Annotated in this window: 23 protein-coding genes and 1 tRNA gene; 18 read left to right on the top strand and 6 right to left on the bottom strand. The window is 53.9% G+C overall.

The features are described from left to right. Positions 1-1602 carry an MFS transporter gene (locus ACRQ84_RS09345; RefSeq protein WP_483817830.1) on the bottom strand — a complete coding sequence of 534 codons (1602 nt, stop codon included), beginning with the start codon at positions 1600-1602 and terminating at the stop codon, positions 1-3. Positions 1603-1752: 150 nt separating this feature from the next. Here ACRQ84_RS09345 and ACRQ84_RS09340 point away from each other — a divergent pair, with 150 nt between their 5' ends. From ACRQ84_RS09340 to ACRQ84_RS09325, 4 genes are all read left to right on the top strand, one after another. Continuing rightward, positions 1753-2538 (top strand): IclR family transcriptional regulator, encoded by a 786-nt coding sequence (locus ACRQ84_RS09340; protein WP_483817829.1) that lies wholly within the window; start codon positions 1753-1755, stop codon positions 2536-2538. 7 nt (positions 2539-2545) lie between these two features. Continuing rightward, entirely contained in the window at positions 2546-2998 is a 453-nt protein-coding gene (locus ACRQ84_RS09335; protein WP_064739451.1) for a universal stress protein, read from the top strand. Between the two features lie 9 nt (positions 2999-3007). Further along, positions 3008-3811 carry a hypothetical protein gene (locus ACRQ84_RS09330; protein ID WP_483817828.1) on the top strand — a complete coding sequence of 268 codons (804 nt, stop codon included), beginning with the start codon at positions 3008-3010 and terminating at the stop codon, positions 3809-3811. 253 nt (positions 3812-4064) lie between these two features. Further along, positions 4065-4346 carry a membrane lipoprotein lipid attachment site-containing protein gene (locus ACRQ84_RS09325; protein WP_064739449.1) on the top strand — a complete coding sequence of 94 codons (282 nt, stop codon included), beginning with the start codon at positions 4065-4067 and terminating at the stop codon, positions 4344-4346. Between the two features lie 512 nt (positions 4347-4858). Here the strand turns inward: ACRQ84_RS09325 and ACRQ84_RS09320 are convergent. Beyond that, positions 4859-6076: an L-lactate MFS transporter gene (locus ACRQ84_RS09320; RefSeq protein WP_483817827.1), complete on the bottom strand. Its 1218-nt coding sequence runs from the start codon at positions 6074-6076 to the stop codon at positions 4859-4861. A 269-nt stretch (positions 6077-6345) separates the two neighbouring features. Between ACRQ84_RS09320 and ACRQ84_RS09315 the strand changes: the two genes are divergently transcribed. Next, on the top strand, positions 6346-6585 hold the full coding sequence (locus ACRQ84_RS09315; protein WP_007889156.1) for a hypothetical protein: 240 nt from the start codon (positions 6346-6348) through the stop codon (positions 6583-6585). Between the two features lie 38 nt (positions 6586-6623). Here ACRQ84_RS09315 and ACRQ84_RS09310 read toward each other — a convergent pair whose 3' ends face one another. Next, on the bottom strand, positions 6624-7523 hold the full coding sequence (locus ACRQ84_RS09310) for a DMT family transporter (RefSeq protein WP_483817826.1): 900 nt from the start codon (positions 7521-7523) through the stop codon (positions 6624-6626). Between the two features lie 180 nt (positions 7524-7703). Here ACRQ84_RS09310 and ACRQ84_RS09305 point away from each other — a divergent pair, with 180 nt between their 5' ends. After that, positions 7704-8573, top strand: coding sequence for a helix-turn-helix domain-containing protein (locus ACRQ84_RS09305; protein WP_064739446.1), 870 nt, complete (start codon positions 7704-7706; stop codon positions 8571-8573). A gap of 186 nt (positions 8574-8759) precedes the next feature. Beyond that, a complete protein-coding gene (locus ACRQ84_RS09300; protein ID WP_483817825.1) occupies positions 8760-9011 on the top strand; it encodes a hypothetical protein in 252 nt (83 codons plus the stop codon). Positions 9012-9030: 19 nt separating this feature from the next. Here ACRQ84_RS09300 and ACRQ84_RS09295 read toward each other — a convergent pair. Together ACRQ84_RS09295 and ACRQ84_RS09290 are read right to left on the bottom strand one after the other, a co-directional pair. After that, positions 9031-9105: transfer RNA gene (locus ACRQ84_RS09295), tRNA-Arg, on the bottom strand. Positions 9106-9192: 87 nt separating this feature from the next. Continuing rightward, positions 9193-10113 carry a formate/nitrite transporter family protein gene (locus ACRQ84_RS09290; protein ID WP_064739377.1) on the bottom strand — a complete coding sequence of 307 codons (921 nt, stop codon included), beginning with the start codon at positions 10111-10113 and terminating at the stop codon, positions 9193-9195. A gap of 243 nt (positions 10114-10356) precedes the next feature. Here ACRQ84_RS09290 and ccmA point away from each other — a divergent pair, with 243 nt between their 5' ends. The 10 genes from ccmA to mlaA are packed head-to-tail and all read left to right on the top strand — an operon-like array spanning position 10357 to position 18116. Further along, a complete protein-coding gene (gene ccmA / locus ACRQ84_RS09285; RefSeq protein WP_483817824.1) occupies positions 10357-10971 on the top strand; it encodes a cytochrome c biogenesis heme-transporting ATPase CcmA in 615 nt (204 codons plus the stop codon). Beyond that, the gene (ccmB, locus tag ACRQ84_RS09280; RefSeq protein ID WP_008101298.1) at positions 10971-11630 is read left to right on the top strand and encodes a heme exporter protein CcmB; all 660 of its coding nucleotides are present in this window, start codon (positions 10971-10973) and stop codon (positions 11628-11630) included. The genes ccmA and ccmB overlap by 1 nt, the downstream gene beginning before the upstream one ends. Before the next feature lie 58 nt (positions 11631-11688). Further along, entirely contained in the window at positions 11689-12429 is a 741-nt protein-coding gene (locus ACRQ84_RS09275; RefSeq protein ID WP_483817823.1) for a heme ABC transporter permease, read from the top strand. Further along, positions 12426-12659, top strand: coding sequence for a heme exporter protein CcmD (gene ccmD / locus ACRQ84_RS09270; protein WP_064739375.1), 234 nt, complete (start codon positions 12426-12428; stop codon positions 12657-12659). The genes ACRQ84_RS09275 and ccmD overlap by 4 nt, the downstream gene beginning before the upstream one ends. Continuing rightward, complete coding sequence (gene ccmE, locus ACRQ84_RS09265; protein WP_483817822.1) at positions 12656-13141, top strand: cytochrome c maturation protein CcmE; 486 nt, start codon at positions 12656-12658, stop codon at positions 13139-13141. The genes ccmD and ccmE overlap by 4 nt, the downstream gene beginning before the upstream one ends. Further along, entirely contained in the window at positions 13138-15096 is a 1959-nt protein-coding gene (locus tag ACRQ84_RS09260) for a heme lyase CcmF/NrfE family subunit (RefSeq protein WP_483817821.1), read from the top strand. The genes ccmE and ACRQ84_RS09260 overlap by 4 nt, the downstream gene beginning before the upstream one ends. Beyond that, entirely contained in the window at positions 15093-15650 is a 558-nt protein-coding gene (locus ACRQ84_RS09255; protein WP_483817820.1) for a DsbE family thiol:disulfide interchange protein, read from the top strand. The genes ACRQ84_RS09260 and ACRQ84_RS09255 overlap by 4 nt, the downstream gene beginning before the upstream one ends. Further along, the gene (locus ACRQ84_RS09250; RefSeq protein WP_483817819.1) at positions 15647-16102 is read left to right on the top strand and encodes a cytochrome c-type biogenesis protein; all 456 of its coding nucleotides are present in this window, start codon (positions 15647-15649) and stop codon (positions 16100-16102) included. The genes ACRQ84_RS09255 and ACRQ84_RS09250 overlap by 4 nt, the downstream gene beginning before the upstream one ends. Beyond that, positions 16102-17313, top strand: coding sequence for a c-type cytochrome biogenesis protein CcmI (gene ccmI / locus ACRQ84_RS09245; RefSeq protein ID WP_483817818.1), 1212 nt, complete (start codon positions 16102-16104; stop codon positions 17311-17313). Before ACRQ84_RS09250 ends, ccmI begins: the two co-directional genes overlap by 1 nt. A gap of 35 nt (positions 17314-17348) precedes the next feature. Next, entirely contained in the window at positions 17349-18116 is a 768-nt protein-coding gene (mlaA, locus tag ACRQ84_RS09240; protein WP_064739369.1) for a phospholipid-binding lipoprotein MlaA, read from the top strand. A gap of 50 nt (positions 18117-18166) precedes the next feature. On the opposite strand, the gene fadL is transcribed toward mlaA, so the two are convergent. Further along, the gene (gene fadL / locus ACRQ84_RS09235; protein ID WP_064739368.1) at positions 18167-19450 is read right to left on the bottom strand and encodes a long-chain fatty acid transporter FadL; all 1284 of its coding nucleotides are present in this window, start codon (positions 19448-19450) and stop codon (positions 18167-18169) included. A 359-nt stretch (positions 19451-19809) separates the two neighbouring features. Here fadL and ACRQ84_RS09230 point away from each other — a divergent pair, with 359 nt between their 5' ends. Further along, positions 19810-20106 (top strand): YfcZ/YiiS family protein, encoded by a 297-nt coding sequence (locus ACRQ84_RS09230; RefSeq protein ID WP_073991668.1) that lies wholly within the window; start codon positions 19810-19812, stop codon positions 20104-20106. The last annotated feature ends 48 nt before the right edge of the window (positions 20107-20154 follow it).

The raw sequence follows: 20154 nt of genomic DNA, 5'->3' as shown, positions 1-20154 counted from the left end.
TTATCTCGACGTCGTCGTAACAGGTTGAATCAGAGTTTGTGGTGGCCAGACACGCTTCGGCAGCCAGACGGTTAACAATAAAAGCAGGGCGGCGAAGGCAATCAGCATTTGGTAGCAATCACTCAGGCTCAGCACCATCGCCTGATGTTTTAGCAAGGTGGCGAAGCCGCTGAGGTTTTCCGCACTGCTGGCGCTGCCGTCGGGCAGCAACGGCAAGCTGCTGCTGGATTGCGCGCTGTTCGGTGCGGTCATCAACCACGCACGGCTGGCGGCGCTATCGACTAACACGTTGGAATGGAATTTCTCCCGGTGGCTGATAAACCATTCAACCAGCGTGCTGGCAGCGATGCTGGAAAAACCGCGTACGGTATTGAACATCGCCGAGGCAAACGGGCCTTCCGGCGGCGCGACTACGCTGGTGGCGCTCATCAGCACCGGCAAAATCACCATCGGCTGACCGAACGCCTGCAGAATCTGAATTAGCCAGAAATTCTGCCGCGCCCAATCGGTGGTGATATGCATACCCATCAAGCAGGACGTGACCAGCAGCGCCACACCCGCCGTTAACATCCAACGGCAATCTACCCAGCGAATATTCAGCAGCGCGGCGACAAAAGGCGCGATCAGCAACTGCGGCAAGCCAATAGTCAACGCCAGCGGGGCGAACTGCAGCGTGCGGAAACCTTGCACCTGTGCCAGATAGGCCGACGGCAGCGCCGAACCTGAGAGCGACAGAATCAGCACGCCCGCCAGCACCAGCAAACCATGCGCGAGATTGCGTCGTCCCAGCATCTGCAACTTGAACAGCGGCAGCGGGTGAAACCATTCATTAATAAAGAACACAGTCAGCAACGCCAGCGCGCTGAATAATAGGCCGCAGAATAACGATGATTCGAGCCAGTCAAGACGCTCGCCCTGCGTCAGCGCCAGAATCAGCAGCGCCATACCGGAACAGCCGGTTAACATGCCGAACAGATCGATCTGCTTAAACCGTTCAAGGCGCAGCGGATCCTGCGGCAAACCCCAGCCGATCAGTAGCATGGCAATCAGCATGGTGGGCACCACTTGCCAGAAGACAAACAGCCAGCTGACCTCATCGGTCCAGAACGCCGCCAGCGAGGCGGCCATATTTGGACCAAAGGTCGCGGTCAGCGCATAACCGGCTAAACCGTATAATTTCATCGGTGGCGGTAGAAAGCGCAGCGCAACGGTCATCAGCATCGGTGGCAGCGCACCGCCAAACAATCCCTGCACCACGCGCAGAGCGATAAATAGCGTGGCATTGGGCATCAGCGGCAGCAGCAAGCCGCTCAGCATAAAACCGGCGGAGACGATGAGTGCAAAGCGGCGCAGGGAAAAGGTCACGGCGAACCATGGCGCGATCATCATTGCTGCTACTTCAGCGGCCTGATAAGCAGAGATGATCCAGCTACCTTGATCGTAACTGATACCGATGGCGGCGCGGATATCCGCTAACGCGATATCAGTGACGCGATCGTTTAATCCCGACGTAAGCGCGGCGATTAACACGCCAACCAGTCCTAGCGCGAGGCGCAGAGTAAACGGATGGGGTGCCGGGGCCGCAATGGGCTGGGCATTCATAGCAGGCTTCTCGTTATATTGTTGATGCAGTGTATTGCGATGTGATACAGATGGCATCTTACATATCGATATACTGTATTGCAATGTGATACAGGGTGTAAAAGTGCGATCATTCGCGCTAAAGTAGGGCAGGCCAAAAAGGAACGCATCATGGTTGAACTTCCCTCAAGCCGTGAGGATGAAAAAGCGGGTGGCATTCAAGTCATCGCGCGTGCGGCAAAAATTCTGAATGCGCTGGGTGAACATCCTGGCGGCATGAGTTTGGGTGAAATTGCCCAGGTGGTGGATCTGCCGCGTTCAACGGTCCAGCGCATCATTGCGGCGCTGGACAGTGCACAGCTGGTGCGCAGCAGCGGCGCGGGCGGTTTACGCCTTGGTCCGGCGCTGCTCAAACTGATCTCCAGCGTGCACAGCGACGTGGTGGAAATCGTGCGTCCTTATCTCGAACAGCTCTCCGGCGAAATCAATGAAACCGTATCGCTGGCGCGTGCCAGCGGGACGCAGTTGGCGATCGTGCATTATGTGGTGGCGTCGCGCGAACTGCGCGTGGTGCCGCGCATCGGATTGAATCTGCCGCTTTACAGCACGTCCGGTGGACGTGCTTTGCTGGCGCTGGAAAGCGATGACGATGTGCGCGTGATGGTGGGCGAAGCCTATAAAGAGTTGACCGAAATGACGGTGAAAACGCTGCCACAATTGCTGGAGCTGATAGCCGAAGTGCGCGCCAGCGGATTGGCGATTGATCGCGGTGAGACGCTGGAGGGCATTTCAACCATGGCGGTGGCCATCGATACGCTGTTTGGTCGCTTCTCCATCTCATTACTGGTGCCGACGGCGCGTTTTCATAAGCAGGAAGCGCACTATCGGGAGCAAATCATCAAGTGCAAAGATGCCTTGATTCGTGAAATTGGCAAAATGACCGCTGTGGAAGGATAACCAACTGATGAAAACCTTGCTGATGGCCATCGATAACTCACCGGTGGCGGAAAAAGTGATTGCGTTAACCATTGAACAGGCGCTGGCGCATAAGGCGGAGGTCACGGTGCTGTGCTGCGTTGATCCGGCATACTCTTCCTGCAATCAACCGATTGAGATTGATGCCGGGGAAGATCCAGATGATTTTGTCTTGGCGAAAGATGAGCAGAACACCGCTGAAATGGTGGTGCGTCATGCGCTGGCACCATTGCTACGCGCAGGCATAACGGCGAAGGGATTGATTCTGGCGGGTGAAGCGGCGGAAACTATCGTCGCACAATCTGCCAGTCTGAAAGCCAGTATGATCATCATGGGACGCCGTCATCTGTCACCGTTTAACCGACTGTTAAAAGGTTCAGTCAGCGCGACAGTGATTGAACGCGCCAATTGCCCCGTTTTAATAGATGTACGTAAGGATTAACCCCGCTCGATGCTCTCGCTTTTTCCGATTACGCTAGCGGCGTTCGCGCTGCTGGCGATCATTATTATTCTGCTGGTGCGCACCACTTCATTACGACTGTGGCAAGGCGTGTTGCTGTTTCTGTTGCCGCTGATGCTGGCGAATATTCTGTGGTTCAGTTGGCTGCATCCGCGTCAGGAGCGTCAGGCGCTGGTGGAAGAGGTGACAACCCAGCTCAGCCTCGCGCCCGGCTATCGCCTGTTAAAAATTCAGGAGCCTGTGCTGTGGCAGTTGCTCAATCGCGAACTGCTGCATAAACGGCTGGAAGGCGTTCCCGCCGATCAGGCGCTGGGTGATATGCGTGGCTGGCTGATGGATTTTGTGAATAAACGGCTCACGCGCACTCCGGATGCGGCAATTCTCAACTATGTGCGCGTATCGGTAGAGGAAATGCGGGCGTTGCAGCAGCAGGAACCGCAGCGCTGCTTCCGTTTCCTCTACCCGCAGGTGAATGGTGGCGTCAACCTGCAACAGGTATTGTCACCGGAATTGAATCAGCGCGATGCCGAGGCACTCGAAACGCTGCTGCAGCAGAGTACCGGTAAGGAACTGCCGTTGGATCAAACTGCGGCGCAGCGCGATCTGCAAAGTGTGGTGGAAAAGCTGTATAGCAAGTGGGGCGATCGGCTGCAACAGCTGAATATGCCGGCAGACACCGCCGTTGATCGCAGCGCAATGTGCGCGATGTCAATTGACCTCTACAGCGGCATTCTCGCATTGCCTGATAAACAAGCAGCCAATCTTTTACGTAAGATGGTCAGCCTTACCGGGTAGCGGGCGAAAAAAAGCCCGCTCAGCGCGGGCATGAAGGTCACTTATCGATCTATTTTCTTATTAACTCACCTGGTGTGGTGCAGACTTCGTTTTGTCTGGAGGCATCATCGCACCGCAGATTTGATAAGGGAAACCGTTTGGTTTTATCGATTTAATTGGTAAAAGCTTTTCAATATGCAGACATTTCGCGCTTCATTCCTATAGATAAGCGCGGCATTGCATTTTAGACTGCAATGCTTGAGAGGAAACACTAATGAATAAAATGCTTATTAGCGCATTGGCGCTATTTATGCTGGCGGGTTGTAGCGTCAGTAAACCGGGGGGATTTGAGCGCGTTGATGAAGATACCCGCTCAAATACCGTGCAGTATCGTTACGATCCGCAAACGTTGAATAAAGACGCCATGGAGATCGACCTTGCGAATTATTGCAGTCAGCGTGGATTTGATAAGGTGGAATCGCTGCCGTCGCAAAACAGCAATTTGCCTGGATTAAAAAAAGCCTGGTACCAATGTAATTACGCAGTTAAAAGCTAAAAAAATAGGGCGGGATAAATTCCCGCCCTTGTTACTTTCTTATTATTTGCTGTGTGTGCTTTGCCCAACTATCTGCGGTGTCCATAACCGCCATGCCCATGATGCCAGCCTCCGCCACCATGATGGCCCCAACCCGGGCCGCCGCCTCCACGATGGTGATCGATAATACAGCCACTCAACATCGTCATAATGGCTACAACCGATGCAACCTTAATAAGCTTCTTCATGGAGAGTCCTCCTCTGTTCCAATGACGCCAGATTACAGGGGAATAGTGGAGTGAAGATGCAGGAAATGTAGAGTTATTGCAGAATGTATTACGGAGTATGTCAATTAAATGCTAAAAAAGGCGGGGAGTAAAATATGCCAATCAGAATAAGCTGAATGCCTGACTATATTAACGCGATTACTCTGAAAGGCAAAGCTTAATAATAGCGGTTCTCAATTAAAAGCGTATTGTGAATAAAGTATGGAGAAAAGGGATGCCGCGCATTAATGCGGCATCCACGTTGCTTTAATTATGCAGTAAAGGTTCAGCCACGTTTTGGCGATGTGGCAGACGGATGCTCAGTGATAGCACCAGTGAAATCACCAGCAAGGTCATAATCAGGCTGAACGTCACAGTGAAGCCGCCAAAAGTAGACGCGACCAGCGAACCCAGCACGCTGCCGATGCCGAAACCGAGGTAAATCAGGCCATAGTTTTTGGTCAGATTGTTCAGGCCGAAGAAATCGCTGACCAGCGACGGGAACACGGTGATGGTGCCACCAAAGCTGAATGCGACGCAGGCTAAGGAGAGGAAGAAGCTTGCTTCGTTCATGTGAATAAACAGCAAAATGCTCATCCCCATTAGCGAGACAATTTGCGCCAGCGTGATGACGCGGATACGCGCCATTTTATCAGACAGCACGCCAAGAATAAGGCGGCCGCTGAGGTTGGCAATCGCAATCACCGTCACCGCATTGGCTGCTGTCTGCGCGCTAAGATGAACCATGCCTTCGCCAATATCCTTCGCCACGCCAATCACGTACAGGCCGCTCATGCAGGCAGTAAGGAACATCAGCGCCAGCATCCAGTACTGCGGTAAACGCACCGATTGTGCCAGCGTGTAATCTTTCGCCTCACGTTGCGCATTGCCGCCGCTCTTTTGTATCGGGGCATCACGCATCAGCAAAGCGCCCACGATGATCATGCTCATCGCCAATACGCCCCAGATCATGAAGGTGTTCTCCAGACCTTGTGCGCTGAGCAGGGCGCCGCAAATAAATTTGAAGCCGAGGCTACCTAAACCGTAAGCGCCGATGGAGCAGGCCGAAATTAGTCCTTTACGCTCCGGGAACCACTTCACGCAGTTAGAGAGCGTCATCAGATAACCGGCACCATCGGCCAGACCCACCAGAATCCCCGCGCTGAGGTACAGCATCATCAGATTGTCGGCATGGGCGGTCAGCCAGAAACCTACCGCCATCAGAATGCCCGCGCCGATGGTGACGTTGCGCACACCAAAGCGCTCCTGCAATTTCCCGGCAAGCGATGATGCGATTGCCAGTCCAAGACTAAGTAAACCGAACGAGAAAGCCACTTCACTGATGGGCGCATCCAGCTTGTTCGCCAGCGGGCCGTTAAACAGGCTCCAGGTATAAACCGAGCCTAGAGCAAACTGCGTGATGATGGTGCCAATAAGGGTAAGTATGCGGGTACGTTGGTCATTCGCCGTGGCTACTGTTTTCATTTTTATCTCTCACTCGAGAAAGCGGAATCTGTGGAGATAATAAGTGGCTCTCGCGCGTGCGGGGGAAGCGAGGGCGTGAATCGACGGGACAACGGAATGAAATGCAGCGAACTGGGCATGAATGACATTGTGATGACAGCGAGTGATGTCATTTTAACCCTGGCGGTTGCTATGGGTAACCATGTGTAACCACTTGTATCGATCGCGCCTTATTGCCTGCAAAGTTGGGGATGTTTGCCAGGCTTATAATTCATTCAAGAGGAGGAAATATGAAAGACCGAGCATATGAATCCGCGTCAAGCGAGGATGAGGTTTGCTGCATTATCGGTCAGGCGGTGATCGAGTTAAGCGATGAGCATCAACCAGTGAACAAATCCACGTTGTCGCTGAAATTACTGGCAATGGCCGACCGCGACAAAGATGATGAACGCGTCCTGCTTTACTGGATTGCCAGAAAAGCCATAACTAAACCTCACCAGCTCAATATCGGCGTTCAGGGCTGGCGCTAGAGGAGCAAAAGAGCGGGCGCAATGCCCGCTCTGGTTATTTAGGCCGTACGCAAATGGCCCATTGTCGGCCAGCGGACAAACATCACCATATTTCCCGTCAGAATCATCACCAAACCCACAATCGCATTACTGTGCCACTGATAACCTTCGTAAAGCGTGGAGAGCGTAAGTGCCACCAACGGAAACAGCAAAGTACTGTAAGCGGCCTGACTGGCACCAATACGTCCCACCAGCGTGAAATAGGCACCAAATCCCACTACCGAACCCAATATCGCCAGGTAGCTCATGGCGCCTAACCACTGAATATTCAGGGCTGGCGCGAGTGCATCGCCATTAAGCAAGGCCAGTGCGGCCATCACCAATGCGCCATACAGCATGGCGTAGCTGTTCGTGGTCAATACATCACGCTGACGACGCTGGTGGCGCAGTGAAATCATATTGCCAAAGGAGAAGCCTAAGGTGCCGAGCGCGCTCAGGCCAACGCCCCACAACAATTGCGGCGCAGGATGCGCAGCCTGAATATCGTTCCAGAACAGCGCGACAATGCCGCCAAGGCCAAGTATGGCGGCCGGTAACAGGCGAAACGATGGACGCTGACGGAAGAAAATCCAGCTGTTAAGCGCGTTATAAAGCACGGCCATCGAGAAAATCACCGACTCCAGCCCGCTGCTAATCCACGCGGCAGCATGATAGAAGCAGACAAAGTTGAAACCAAACACGCAGCAGCCCTGCAGCAGGCAAAACAGATGATCGCGCTTATCCAGCGCTCGCAGCCTGCGCAGCAGTCTAAGGATGACAAGCATCACCAGTGATGCCAGTAAGAAACGCCAGAAAACCGCCACCAAAACTGGCGTATCAGCCGCTTCCTGCTGCAGGAAAATGGCGATCCAGGTGGTGCCCCAAATCATTACTACGGCAAGGTATAACATCACATTCATAACGCGCTCTCCGACACAATCTGGCTCGCAGTGTGGCGTGAATAGCCATGCGCCGCTTGCACGCTTTTGCGCGGCAATTGCAAAATCTTGCGCTTTTTCCTTTTGCGTCCCGCTGTGACCTGTTTTCTGTCCGCTGAGATCCGTACACTGAGCACTAATGAATTTCGAGTGATATGAATCATGGCCGATTACCAGACTTTCAACATGCTACAGCGCCACAAAGCGCAACTGCGCGACAGCGTGCAGTTGTCGAGCGGCATTAAACTGGCGGCCTGGTTTAACAGCGGCGATCGCGTCACCAACCTCAGCAATCACCACACGTTGAGCCTATATACCGCCGACGGCTATGAAACCTGGCATAAAACCCCGCATGGCTGGCGCAACGGCGGCGGCCCGGATCGTTTTTGCCTGATGCCCAGCGGCGTAGAGTCGGTGTGGGATATTCGTGCTGATTTATGGTTTGTGCATCTTTATTGCACCGATGAACATCTGCGCCATCTGGGCGAACAGATCTGGGATCGCAGTCCATCGCGGCTCAATCTGCATGAAAAGATCTTTTCTGCGGATGACCGCATTACGCAACTCTATCGCCACTTCTTGCTAAGTAGCGACTGGCAACAGCCGGCGAACCAATTGATGCTTAGCAGTGCGTCAACATTACTGGTGACGCATCTGTTGCAACGCTACAGTGATGTGCAATGGCACGCGCCGCAGGTGCGTGGCGGTCTGGCACCCGCCGTGTTGCGGCGCGTAATGGCGTATATTGATGCGCAGCTCGATCAACCGTTAACGCTGGCGCAACTGGCAGCCGAAGCGGCGCTGAGCGAATACCATTTTGCACGCATGTTCCGTAGCAGTGTGGGCGAGGCACCGCATCAATATGTGATGCGCCGCCGCATGGATGCTGCGCTGCAGTTGCTGAAATTCAGCCGTTTGCCGCTCACCGAAATCGCACTGCGCTGCGGTTTTCACTCTTCCAGCCACTTCAGTAACCGCTTCCGTCAACTGCATGGTGTAACGCCCTCAGCATGGCGACAAGATCAGGGCTAATGACGATCTCACTCGTAAGCGTTGTAATTGTCCGCAACAACCCGTCTTTTTTTCTGAACCCATCTCCCAATTATGCATTTTCAAACGTTGTGACGCCTGTTTTTTATTCGTTTTAGCGTAGGATGCTTTGCAGGAAATTGAAGGTATCACATTGATTAAAATGATAAGTTACACGAGGGCGTAATAATGGAAAAGCGCGTTTCTAAGCTGGAAGCGGATATCCTCAAAATCAAAACAGACATGGCTTTAATGAAGACGGACATTGCGTTTATCAAATCCAATTACGTCACCAAAAGCGATCTTTACCAGGAGATCGGCAAAGTGCATCAGGATATAGGAAAAATTCATCAGGAATTGAGCAAACAGACGAAATGGATAGTTGCTGGCATGATGAGTACTGCAGGCGTGACGCTGGGTCTGGCGAGGTGGCTGTTTTAAGCAGCAAAAGAGTAAAATCTGGTGTCCCCTGCAGGAATCGAACCTGCAACTAGCCCTTAGGAGGGGCTCGTTATATCCATTTAACTAAGGAGACGCCGGGCGCGCAGTATAGCGCACTGCGCGCCTGATTTTAACTATGCAGCGGTTGTTTGCTCAATCTATCAGCAATTTAAGACCAACCTCAGCGCTGTTTTTGATTCAGCTTCTCTTTCCGCTTCTGCTCGGCCCGCGCTTTGGCTTTCGCCGCTTCACTCATATCATTACGGATCTGAGCATGGCTAATCAGGGCGAAAATCAGCGTACCGCCTGTGATGTTGCCCAGCAGCGTAGGCAGAGCAAATGGCCAGAAGAATTCGTACCACGGCAGCGTACCCGCAAACACCAGATACAGCACTTCGACCGAACCGACCACGATATGTGCCAAATCGCCTAACGCCACCAGCCAGGTCATCATCACAATCACCACGATTTTCGCCGCGCCCGCATACGGGAACATCCATACCATGGTGGCGATAATCCAGCCGGAGATCACGGCATTAGCGAACATTTCACTCGGTGAGTTCACCATCACTTTTTCACTGATGGCGGTAAACGCCTGACGCGTAGCATCGTCGAAAATCGGCATATGATTGAAGGCTAATGCACCTAGCGCGGTCCCAATCAGATTGCCGAGCAGCACCACACACCATAAACGTAACAGCAGCGCAAAGTTGCTGGCGGTGGGTTTGTGCATCACTGGTAAAACGGCGGTGACGGTGTTTTCAGTAAACAATTGCTGGCGCGCCATAATCACAATGACAAAGCCAAACGTATAACCCAAATTCTCCAGTAAAAACGCCCCCGGCACGCCTTTCAGATGGACCTGAAAAATGCCTTTCGCCATGAGCGATGCGCTCATCGACAGTCCGGCGGCAACTGCTGACCAAAGCAGCGCCATACCGTCGCGCTCTAACTCCTTTTCTCCGTCGTGACGAATCTCCTCGTGAATCGCCGCAGCCTGCGAGGGCAGGGCGTCTTCATCAACTTCGATCTCCTTGCCCTGATCCTTCTCATCACTCTCTACATCGTTGTCACTCTTTGAAATCGATGGTGATTGTTTCATGTTTTCCTCTGGTGATAATGCCAATGCGTAATAAGCGTAGCTGGTTTTAGCAAGGTCAATTTGTTACGAGGATTCAAATTAAGAGTAACGAAATTTTAACTGAGATGGTTTTTTGAGCAATTCCTTGATCTGATGCGCACGAATACCCCATTTGGGGTAAGTGCAGGCTGGCTCACAGACTTCGGCCCACAGATTCATTGTGGTATTATCGCCGCCTCATTCATTGCTGTGATTCTCCCTTCTATGCTCGAAGTCATTAATCTCTCATGCGTTCGTGATGAGCGAACTCTGTTTCATGGGTTGAGCTTCTGTGTGCAACCGGGTGACATTGTGCAGATTGAAGGGCCTAACGGTGCCGGGAAAACCTCGCTGTTGCGCCTGTTGGCGGGATTAAGCCGGGCGGAAGAGGGCGACGTGCTGTGGCAAACACAACCTATTCGCCAACAGCGCGAAATATGGCAACAAAACCTGCTCTATCTCGGCCATCACCCGGGCGTTAAATCCGTACTCTCGCCGTTAGAGAATCTGCATTTCTGGCACGGCAGCAGCAATGAAGACGCGATTTTTGCTGCACTTGAGCAGGTAGACCTGCTGGGTTTTGAAGAGGTGCCAGTGGCGCAACTCTCTGCGGGACAACAACGCCGCGTGGCATTAGCCCGACTGTGGCTCAGCCCGGCGTCCGTATGGATCCTCGATGAACCCTTGACCGCTATCGATAAAGGCGGTGTGGAACAATTAATGGCGCGATTTGCCGCGCATGCCGATAACGGCGGAGCGGTGATTTTGACCACGCATCAGGATCTGCCCGACCACCGTTCTCGCGTGCGTAAAATTCGTCTTACTTCGGAGTGGGCTTGATGTTAGGCCGGGTCATTCAGCGTGAATTAAAAATTGCCTTTCGCAGCGGCGCGGAAGTGATCAATCCGCTGTGGTTTTTCCTGATTGTTATCACGCTGTTTCCGTTAGGTATCGGACCGGAGCCGCAACAGCTGGCGCGCATTGCGCCGGGTGTGGCGTGGGTTGCCGCGTTGCTGGCCTCATTGCTGGCATTGGAACGGCTGTTTCGTGACGATTTTCTTGATGGTTCGCTTGAGCAACTACTTCTGTTGCCAACGCCGCTGCCGGTCACCGTGCTGGGTAAAGTAATTGCGCACTGGCTGATTACCGGGCTGCCGCTGATTTTATTGTCGCCGCTGGCGGCCTTGTTGTTGTCGCTGGATTTTGCCGGCTGGCGCGCGATGGCATTGACGCTTCTGCTGGGCACACCAACGCTGAGTTTTCTCGGCGCGATTGGGACTGGATTGACCGTTGGGCTGCGGCGCGGCGGCGTATTACTGAGTTTGCTGGTATTGCCGTTGTCGATACCGGTGTTGATATTCGCCAGCGCGGCGATTGATGCCGCCGGGATGGGATTGCCGATCGGTGGTTATCTGGCGATTCTTGGCGCGATGCTGGCCGTAAGCGCAACGCTGTCGCCGTTTGCGACGGCTGCAGCCTTGCGTATCAGTCTGCATTAATTCGTGTCGCCCCAGAGCGGCCGAAACCTGAATTCTGTTTATTGTGAGCGATGCAAAAATGTGGAAATGGTTACACCAGTGGGCAAAGCCTGAACGGCTTTACCAGCTATGCGGGCGCGTGATTCCCTGGTTCGCGGTGCTGGGCGTTGGCACGCTGTTACTTGGTTGGGTGTGGGGCTTCGGCTTTGCACCGGCGGATTATCAGCAGGGCAACAGCTTCCGAATTATGTACATTCACGTGCCTGCGGCGATGTGGTCAATGGGTGTATATGCATCAATGGCGATTGCCGCGTTTATCGGTCTGGTGTGGCAAATGAAGATGGCCGATCTGGTTTCAGCCGCGATGGCGCCGATTGGCGCGGTGTTCACTTTTATCGCGCTGATCACCGGTTCGGCCTGGGGCAAACCAATGTGGGGGACCTGGTGGATCTGGGATGCGCGCCTGACATCGGAGTTGGTGTTGCTGTTCCTTTATATGGGCGTTATCGCCCTCTATCACTCCTTTGACGATCGCCGCACTGCCGGTCGCGCTGCCGGGATTTTGATTCTGGTGGGCTTAGTCAATCTGCCGATCATTCACTTCTCGGTGCAGTGGTGGAACACGCTGCATCAAGGTTCATCAGGTATTCTGCAACAGGCCATTGATCCGAGCATGCGCACACCGCTGCGCTGGTCGATTATCGGCTACTTGCTGGTGTTCGGCGCGCTGACCTTAATGCGTTTGCGTAACCTGATTCTGTTTACCGAGCGCCATCGTCCGTGGGCGATTGATGTTGCACAGGGAGGACGCAAATCATGACGCCAGCCTTTGCATCGTGGAGCGATTTCTTTGCCATGGGCGGCTATGCCTTTTACGTCTGGCTCGCCGTCATCCTCACGTTGATCCCCTTATTGGGTCTGGTGCTGCACACTGTGCTGTTCCGCCGCCGTCTGCTGGCGGAAATTCGTCAGCGTCAGTCGAGAGAGAGCCGTATTCGCGCGGCTAAATCGAAAAAAGCTGCCAGTGAAGCAGCGGGAGAATCCGTGTGAATATCCGTCGTCGTAACCGTCTGTATGTGGCGGTCGCGGTGTTGATCGGGCTTGGCCTGGCGACCGCGCTGGTGATGTACGCGCTGCGTTCCAACATCGACCTGTTTTATACCCCAAGTGAAATTTTGAACGGCAAGGGCGAAGATCATCAGAAGCCTGAGCCGGGCCAGCGCTTGCGCATTGGCGGCATGGTGATGCCGGGCAGCGTCAAGCGCGATCCGAAAACCCTCGCCGTTTCTTTCAAACTGTATGACGCCAACGGCGTGGTCAGTGTCACCTACGAAGGTATTCTGCCAGACCTGTTCCGTGTAGGGCAGGGCGTCGTCGCGCAAGGCGTGCTTGAGGAAGGCAATCTGGTGAACGCCAAAGAAGTGCTGGCGAAGCACGATGAAAAATATACGCCACCTGAAATTGAAGATGCGATGAAGAAGAATCACACAGGACCAACGTCCGCTTATCAGCAGTCGGGTGCGCAATCATGATGCCGGAAATTGGTAGCTTCTTGCTGTGTCTGGCGCTGGGATTGGCGCTACTGTTGAGTGTTTATCCGCTGTGGGGCGCGGCACGTCAGGATGCGCGTTTGATGGCGATGGCGCGTCCACTGACGTGGGGCATGTTTGTCTGTGTCGCCGCCTCTTTCCTGGTGTTGGTACACGCCTTTGTAGTGAATGATTTCACCGTCGGCTATGTCGCAACCAACTCCAACACCTTGCTGCCGGTTTACTATCGTGTCGCGGCCACCTGGGGCGCACACGAAGGTTCACTGCTGTTGTGGGTGCTGCTGCTCAGCACCTGGACGTTAGCGGTGGCGATCTTCAGTCGCGGAATGCCGCAGGATGCGCTGGCGCGCGTGCTGGCGGTGATGGGCATGATTAACCTCGGCTTCCTGCTGTTTATCATCCTCACCTCGAACCCGTTTACCCGCACCTTGCCAAACTTCCCGATTGACGGGCGTGACCTGAATCCAATGCTGCAGGATATCGGTCTGATCTTCCATCCGCCGCTGTTATACATGGGTTACGTTGGCTTCTCGGTGGCGTTTGCGTTTGCCATTGCCTCGCTGATGGCCGGACGTCTGGATACCGCATGGGCGCGCTGGTCACGTCCCTGGACTACCGCCGCGTGGGTGTTCCTGACTATCGGGATAGTGCTCGGTTCGGCGTGGGCGTATTACGAGCTTGGCTGGGGCGGCTGGTGGTTCTGGGATCCGGTCGAAAACGCCTCCTTTATGCCGTGGCTGGCTGGCACAGCGCTGATGCACTCGCTGGCGGTGACGGAAAAGCGCGGCAGCTTTAAGTCGTGGACGGTATTGCTGGCGATTACCGCGTTCTCGTTAAGTCTGCTTGGCACCTTCCTCGTGCGCTCCGGCGTGCTGGTTTCAGTGCATTCATTCGCGTCAGATCCGGCGCGCGGTATGTTTATTCTCGCCTTCCTGGTGATTGTGATTGGCAGTTCACTGCTGCTGTATGCGCTGAAAGGCGGCCAGGTGCGCAGTCGCGTGCAGAGCGAAGCCTGGTCACGCGAATCCTTCCTGCTGGGTAACAACGTGCTGCTGATTGCCGCGATGCTGGTGGTATTGCTCGGTACGCTGCTGCCGCTGGTGCATAAACAGCTGGGTCTCGGCAGCATCTCGGTGGGTGAACCCTTCTTTAATACTATGTTTACCTGGCTGATGGCACCGTTCGCGCTGATGCTCGGCATTGGCCCGCTGGTGCGCTGGCGTCGCGATCAGCCGCAAAAGCTGTGGAAACGCCTTGGTGTTGGCCTGCTGGTGACGCTGATTCTGTCAATCGCGCTACCGTGGGTGCTGCAGGATCGTATTGAGGCCATGACGGTAATCGGCCTGCTGATGTCGATTTGGGTGATCATGCTGACGCTGATGGAACTGCACGAGCGCGCCACCCATCGTCACTCCTTCTTCAAAGGTTTACGTCATCTTTCGCGCAGCCATTGGGGCATGGTGCTGGGCCATCTTGGCGTGGCGGTGACCGTTGTCGGGATCGCCTTTAGTACCCAATATAGCGTTGAGCGTGATGTCCGTATGAAGGCGGGCGATAGCGTCGATATCCACAATTATCATTTCACTTTCCATGGCGTACGTAACCTGCAAGGGCCGAACTACAGCGGCGGCGTGGCGGTAATCGAAGTGACGCGTGACGGCAAACTGGAAGCGGTGATGCAGGCGGAGAAACGCTTCTATGCAGCAGCACGCACCATGATGACGGAAGCAGCGATCAGCGGCGGTTTCACCCGCGATCTTTATGCGGCACTCGGTGAAGAGCTGGATGATGGTTCCTGGGCGGTGCGTATTTACTACAAACCGTTTGTGCGCTGGATCTGGTACGGCGGCGTGTTTATGGCGGTGGGCGGTTTATTCTGCCTGTTCGATCCGCGCTATCGCTCACGTAAAAAAGAAGAGCGCGAGGAGCTGGCATGAACAAAAAAATTCTGTTTATCCCGTTAGTTCTTTTTCTGTTATTAGCGGTGGCGCTGCTGTGGCAGCTGTCGCGCAACGCCAACGGCGATGATCCGACGCGTCTTGAGTCGGCGCTGATCGGCAAGCCGGTGCCGGTGTTTAAACTTGAAGCGCTCGATCAGCCGGGCAAAATTTACGATCAACATGTTCTGACCGACGGCAAGCCGATTCTGCTGAATGTCTGGGCAACATGGTGCCCGACCTGCCGCGCTGAGCATCAATATCTCAACACGCTGGCGGAAAAAGGCATTCGTGTGGTTGGCCTGAATTATAAAGACGATCGCAACAAAGCCGTGACCTGGCTGAACACGCTGGGCAATCCATATGCGCTCAGCCTGTATGACGGTAACGGCATGCTCGGTCTGGATCTCGGCGTTTACGGCGCCCCGGAAACCTTCCTGATCGATGGCAAAGGCATTATTCGCTATCGCCACGCTGGCGACATGAACGATCGCGTCTGGCGCGAAGAAGTGAAACCGCTGTGGGATAAATACAACAAGGAGGCGGGCGTATGAAACGGCTGCTTCTCCTCTTTGCGGGCATTCTGCTCAGCACCAGCCTGTGGGCGGCGATTGATACCTATCAGTTCGATTCGGTGCAGCAGGAAGAGCAATACCGCGATCTCACAGCATCGCTGCGTTGCCCAAAATGCCAGAACAACAGCATTGCCGATTCCAATGCGATGATCGCCGCAGACATGCGTCTCAAAGTCTACGAGCTGATGAAGCAGGGTGAAAATCGTCAGCAAATCATCGATTACATGGTGGCGCGTTATGGCAACTTTGTGACCTATGAGCCGCCGGTAACCCCTTCCACGCTGATTTTGTGGGTGGGGCCAGCGCTATTTGTGGTGCTGGGGGCGCTGATCATTATTCTGCGCAATCGTCGCGGTAGAGCGCGTAGCGAACTGGACGATAGTGAACAACAGCGCCTTGCGGCGTTACTCAAGCGTGACGGGAAGCCGTAATGACTGGATTCTGGATTACCCTGATTATTTTACTGCTGGCGGCCATCGCGCTGTTTCTGCGTGCCGGCTGGCGTCAGCGCGAGGCCAGCAGTGGCGATCGCGATCGTCTCAACACCCATTTCTACCAGCAACGCCTGCGCGAGCTGGAACGTGATGAAGAAGAGGGCGTAGTGGCTGAACGCCCGGAAATGGTGCGCGAGCTGCAACAAACGCTGTTAACCGATGTGCCGCAGCAGGATGCCGCTACCCTTCATCGCAGCAGCCGCTGGGTATTACTGCCAGGCGTAATTGTGTTGGTGGTGGTGTCGGTTGGCATGTATCTGAAAACCGGCGGACTCGCGCAGCAGACCGCATTTGTCAGCGTACAGCAGGAATATCCTGCGTTACGTGCGCGCGTGATGGATCCCAAAGCTCAACCGCTGACCATGGAAGAGCTGGCGCGTCTGCAGCTTGGTCTGCGTAACTCGCTGCAGAACGACGCTACTAACCTCAACGATTGGGCGATGCTGGGCCGCTTAGGCATGGTGCTGAATAACGCCACCGATGCCAGCCAGGCGTTTGAACATGCGCTGCAGCTGGCGCCAGACAATATCGAACTGCAGCAGGATTACGCCGAGGTGCTAACGCGTTCCAGCGATCCGCAGGATAATCGTCAGGCCAACGTATTGCTGAAAGAGCTGCTCAAACGCGATCACAGCGATGTGCGCACGCTGAGTCTGCTGGCGTTTAATGCTTTTGAACAGCAGCAGTACAATGAAGCAATTGGTGCCTGGCAGGTGATGTTGAAACTGTTACCGGCAGGCGATCGCCGCATCACCATGATCGAACGCAGTATTGAACAAGCGAAAACCGCCGCGGGACAGCAAAATAGCAACCTGGCATTGACGGTGAGTTTGACGCCACAGGCAGAAAAAATGTTACCGCAAGGCGGACTGTTGTATATTTCTGTGTCTGACGGTGTTTCACCGGTGCCTGTGGCTGTGAAGCGTTTACCGCTGAGCCACTTCCCGTTATCGCTTACGCTGGATGACAGCAATGCCATGATGCCCGATCGCCTGCTTTCGGCGCAGCATCAGGTGCAGGTCAGGGTGCGCATTTCGCGCGACGGCAGTGCCAATCCTCAGTCTGGCGACTGGTTTGGTTTAAGCGCGGTCACACCCTGGAATGGTCATCAGCAGCTGGCTGTGGAAATTAATCAACAGCAGCCCTGAAGCGATACCTTACTGTTCCGCACAGGGAGAGAAGAATGAATAACCGCCTGACCGGTTTGGCGTTAGCCAGTTTACTGTTGGTGGGTTGCGCCAGCTCAAAACCGGCCGACAATACGGAACCTGCGCAGCGCAGCGATCCGCTGGAAGGCTTTAACCGCACGATGTTTAACTTCAACTACAACGTGTTGGATCCGTATGTTCTGCGCCCGGTGGCGGTAGCCTGGCGTGATTATGTGCCGGTGCCGGCACGCAGCGGTATCAGCAATGTGCTCGGTAACCTTGAAGAGCCTGCCAGCATGGTCAACGCCATCCTGGTGGGTGAACCTCGCCAGGCCGGCGTCCACTTCACCCGCTTCTTCCTGAACACCGTGTTAGGGCTGGGTGGTTTTATCGACGTGGCGGGCAAAGCCAATCCGGAGCTGGCGCGTGAAGTGCCGCATCGTTTTGGTAGCACGCTGGGACGTTACGGCGTCGGTTACGGCCCGTATGTTGAATTACCGGCTTACGGTAGTTTCACCGTTCGTGAAGATGGCGGTGATTTCGTCGATACCCTCTATCCGGTTCTCAGCTGGTTGAGCTGGCCGATCTCGGTGGGTAAATGGACGCTGGAAGGTATTGAAACGCGTGCGCAATTGCTGGATTCCGATGCCATCCTGCGCCAGCAGCAAGATCCTTACGCCTTTATTCGTAATGCCTACTTCCAGCGGCATGACTTTATCGCCAACGGCGGTAAGCTGAAGCCGGAAGATAATCCGAATGCCAGTGCGATTCAGGATGATCTCAAGGATATCGATTCCCAATAAAAGAAAACGGCGACATAACAGTCGCCGTTTTTTTCACGTCTAGCAAGACATCAGAACTTATAGTTGAAGTTCGCGCCGTACAGCCAGGCTTTACCTTCTGAGTTAAAGGTATAGGGGCCTTCTTTGACGGTAACTTTTTGGCCATGCATGTAAGAAACACCCACGTCTACAGATGCATCTTCATTAAACGCGTATGACGCACCGGCGCTCAACCACAGGCGATCCTGATCCGGGATGGAGATAGAGCGCTTATCGGCCGGAACCGGGCTGTCATCAAAGGCGATACCGCTGCGGAAGGTCCAGTTATCGTCATAGAAGTACGTTGTACCCAACGCAATTCGATAGGCATCGTGGAAGCCTTCATCCTTGTAGAACAGCGTCTGGCCATTGCTGCCGGTGGCTTTAAGTTCCTGGAACTGACTCCAACTGGTGTACGCCAGGCTATAGTGCACGGCCCATTGTGGCGCAACTTTATGCCAACCGGAAACTTCCCACATCTCAGGCAGATTTAAGGTCAGAGAACCCGGGATAGTGGTGCCGCTTGTGCCGTAAGGCAGACCTAAAGCAAGTGCCTGTGGCGTACCATTAAAGGCGGTGGGGATGTTGCTCTTATAGTCACCGTCAAAGTCCACTTTGACTTCTGAACGGTAGGTAAAGCCAAAGCGGTTGTCTTTATCCACTTCGTACAGGATGCCGGCGTTCCAGCCGTAGCCCCACTCATCACCTTTTAAATGCGCAATCTGGGTATCGGCGGGTAATCCAGCTACTGCACCTGCTTCACCGGCATAACGCTCAATTTTCGCTTTGGCGTAGACCGCATCAAATCCGATACCGAAACTGAAGTGTTCATTCAGTCGATAAGCCGTGCTGACATTAAAATTACCGGTCATCAGGTCGGTTTTGCCGCCGTAACCGCCCGCGGTATAACCATCATTAAATTCGGTTGCCAGACCATAATTCGAGGTGGCTGAAGCGCCAATCCACCATTGATCGTTAATCGGCTGTACATAGTGGATATTGGGAATCCACTGGTTTGGGGCAATATTTTTTGAATCAAGGCTGCGACCAGATGGGCTCTGACCGCTGATATCCACTTCAGGATCAATATACACCGCGCCGATGGAGAAAGAGGGGCGATCCATTAACGCCATGGTTGCCGGGTTGCGGCTGGCAGAGGCGGCGGTATCACCCATCGCACCCTCACCGGAATAAGCACGACCTAAACCAATTGCTGAGAATTCATTAAGTTGAAAGCCCGCGGCGTAAACATGAGAACAGACGAGCGTTACTGCAGCTGCCACAGCTGACTTTGCAAACAGGTTTTTATGGTTCATGACCACAACCTCATCTAGATTTATTATTTAACGTTGTTACGTCGCGTAACAAAGAGCGGCGAATTGTAGGGACTGATGGCAAAACCACATATCAGACCAGTGCGACGAGTATAGGTCCGACCTGTGTATTTGTTGCAATAATGTTTTTGAGATATTTCCAATTTGATTGATAAAATCAGATCTGCTTAACAAAATCTTAGCGATTCACTGACGACAGCGCTTTCAATTATGTTCTGGATCAATTTTTATTGTGATATTCGTCACTTAGCGGCGTGATCGTAGATGTGAAAACGCAGCAGGCGTACACTTTGCGGCAGAAAATGATCCGATCATGTTGAATTTATCGTCAGGAGAAAACCATGACTGATGCCATTAAAAAGTGTAGTGCTAACGAAACGGCGGCCTGTTGCTGTGTAGATGTGGGTACCGTTATGGATAACACCGATTGCACCGCAAGCTGGTCGGGTGTATTTGCCGATCGTCATGCGGCGGATGCGATGCTGGCGCATTTGACTGAACGCGCGCGTCAGGTGGAATCCGATCCTTGCGAAATTCGCGCGGATTTTGCCAATGAAGGCGACGCTGTGCGCCTGACTATCGACTTCACCTTTGCCTGCCAGGCTGAAACCCTGATTTTCCAGCTCGGCTTACGTTAATCCCGCCGCTGCCGAACTCCCTTCGGCAGCGTTAACTCTTTTTCGTGT

It is taken from the genome of Pantoea sp. E2023-21, from assembly GCF_051302795.1.
Classification (GTDB): domain Bacteria; phylum Pseudomonadota; class Gammaproteobacteria; order Enterobacterales; family Enterobacteriaceae; genus Pantoea; species Pantoea ludwigii_A.
Note: the sequence above shows the minus strand (reverse complement) of the source record. Positions and strands in the feature narration are given on the sequence as shown.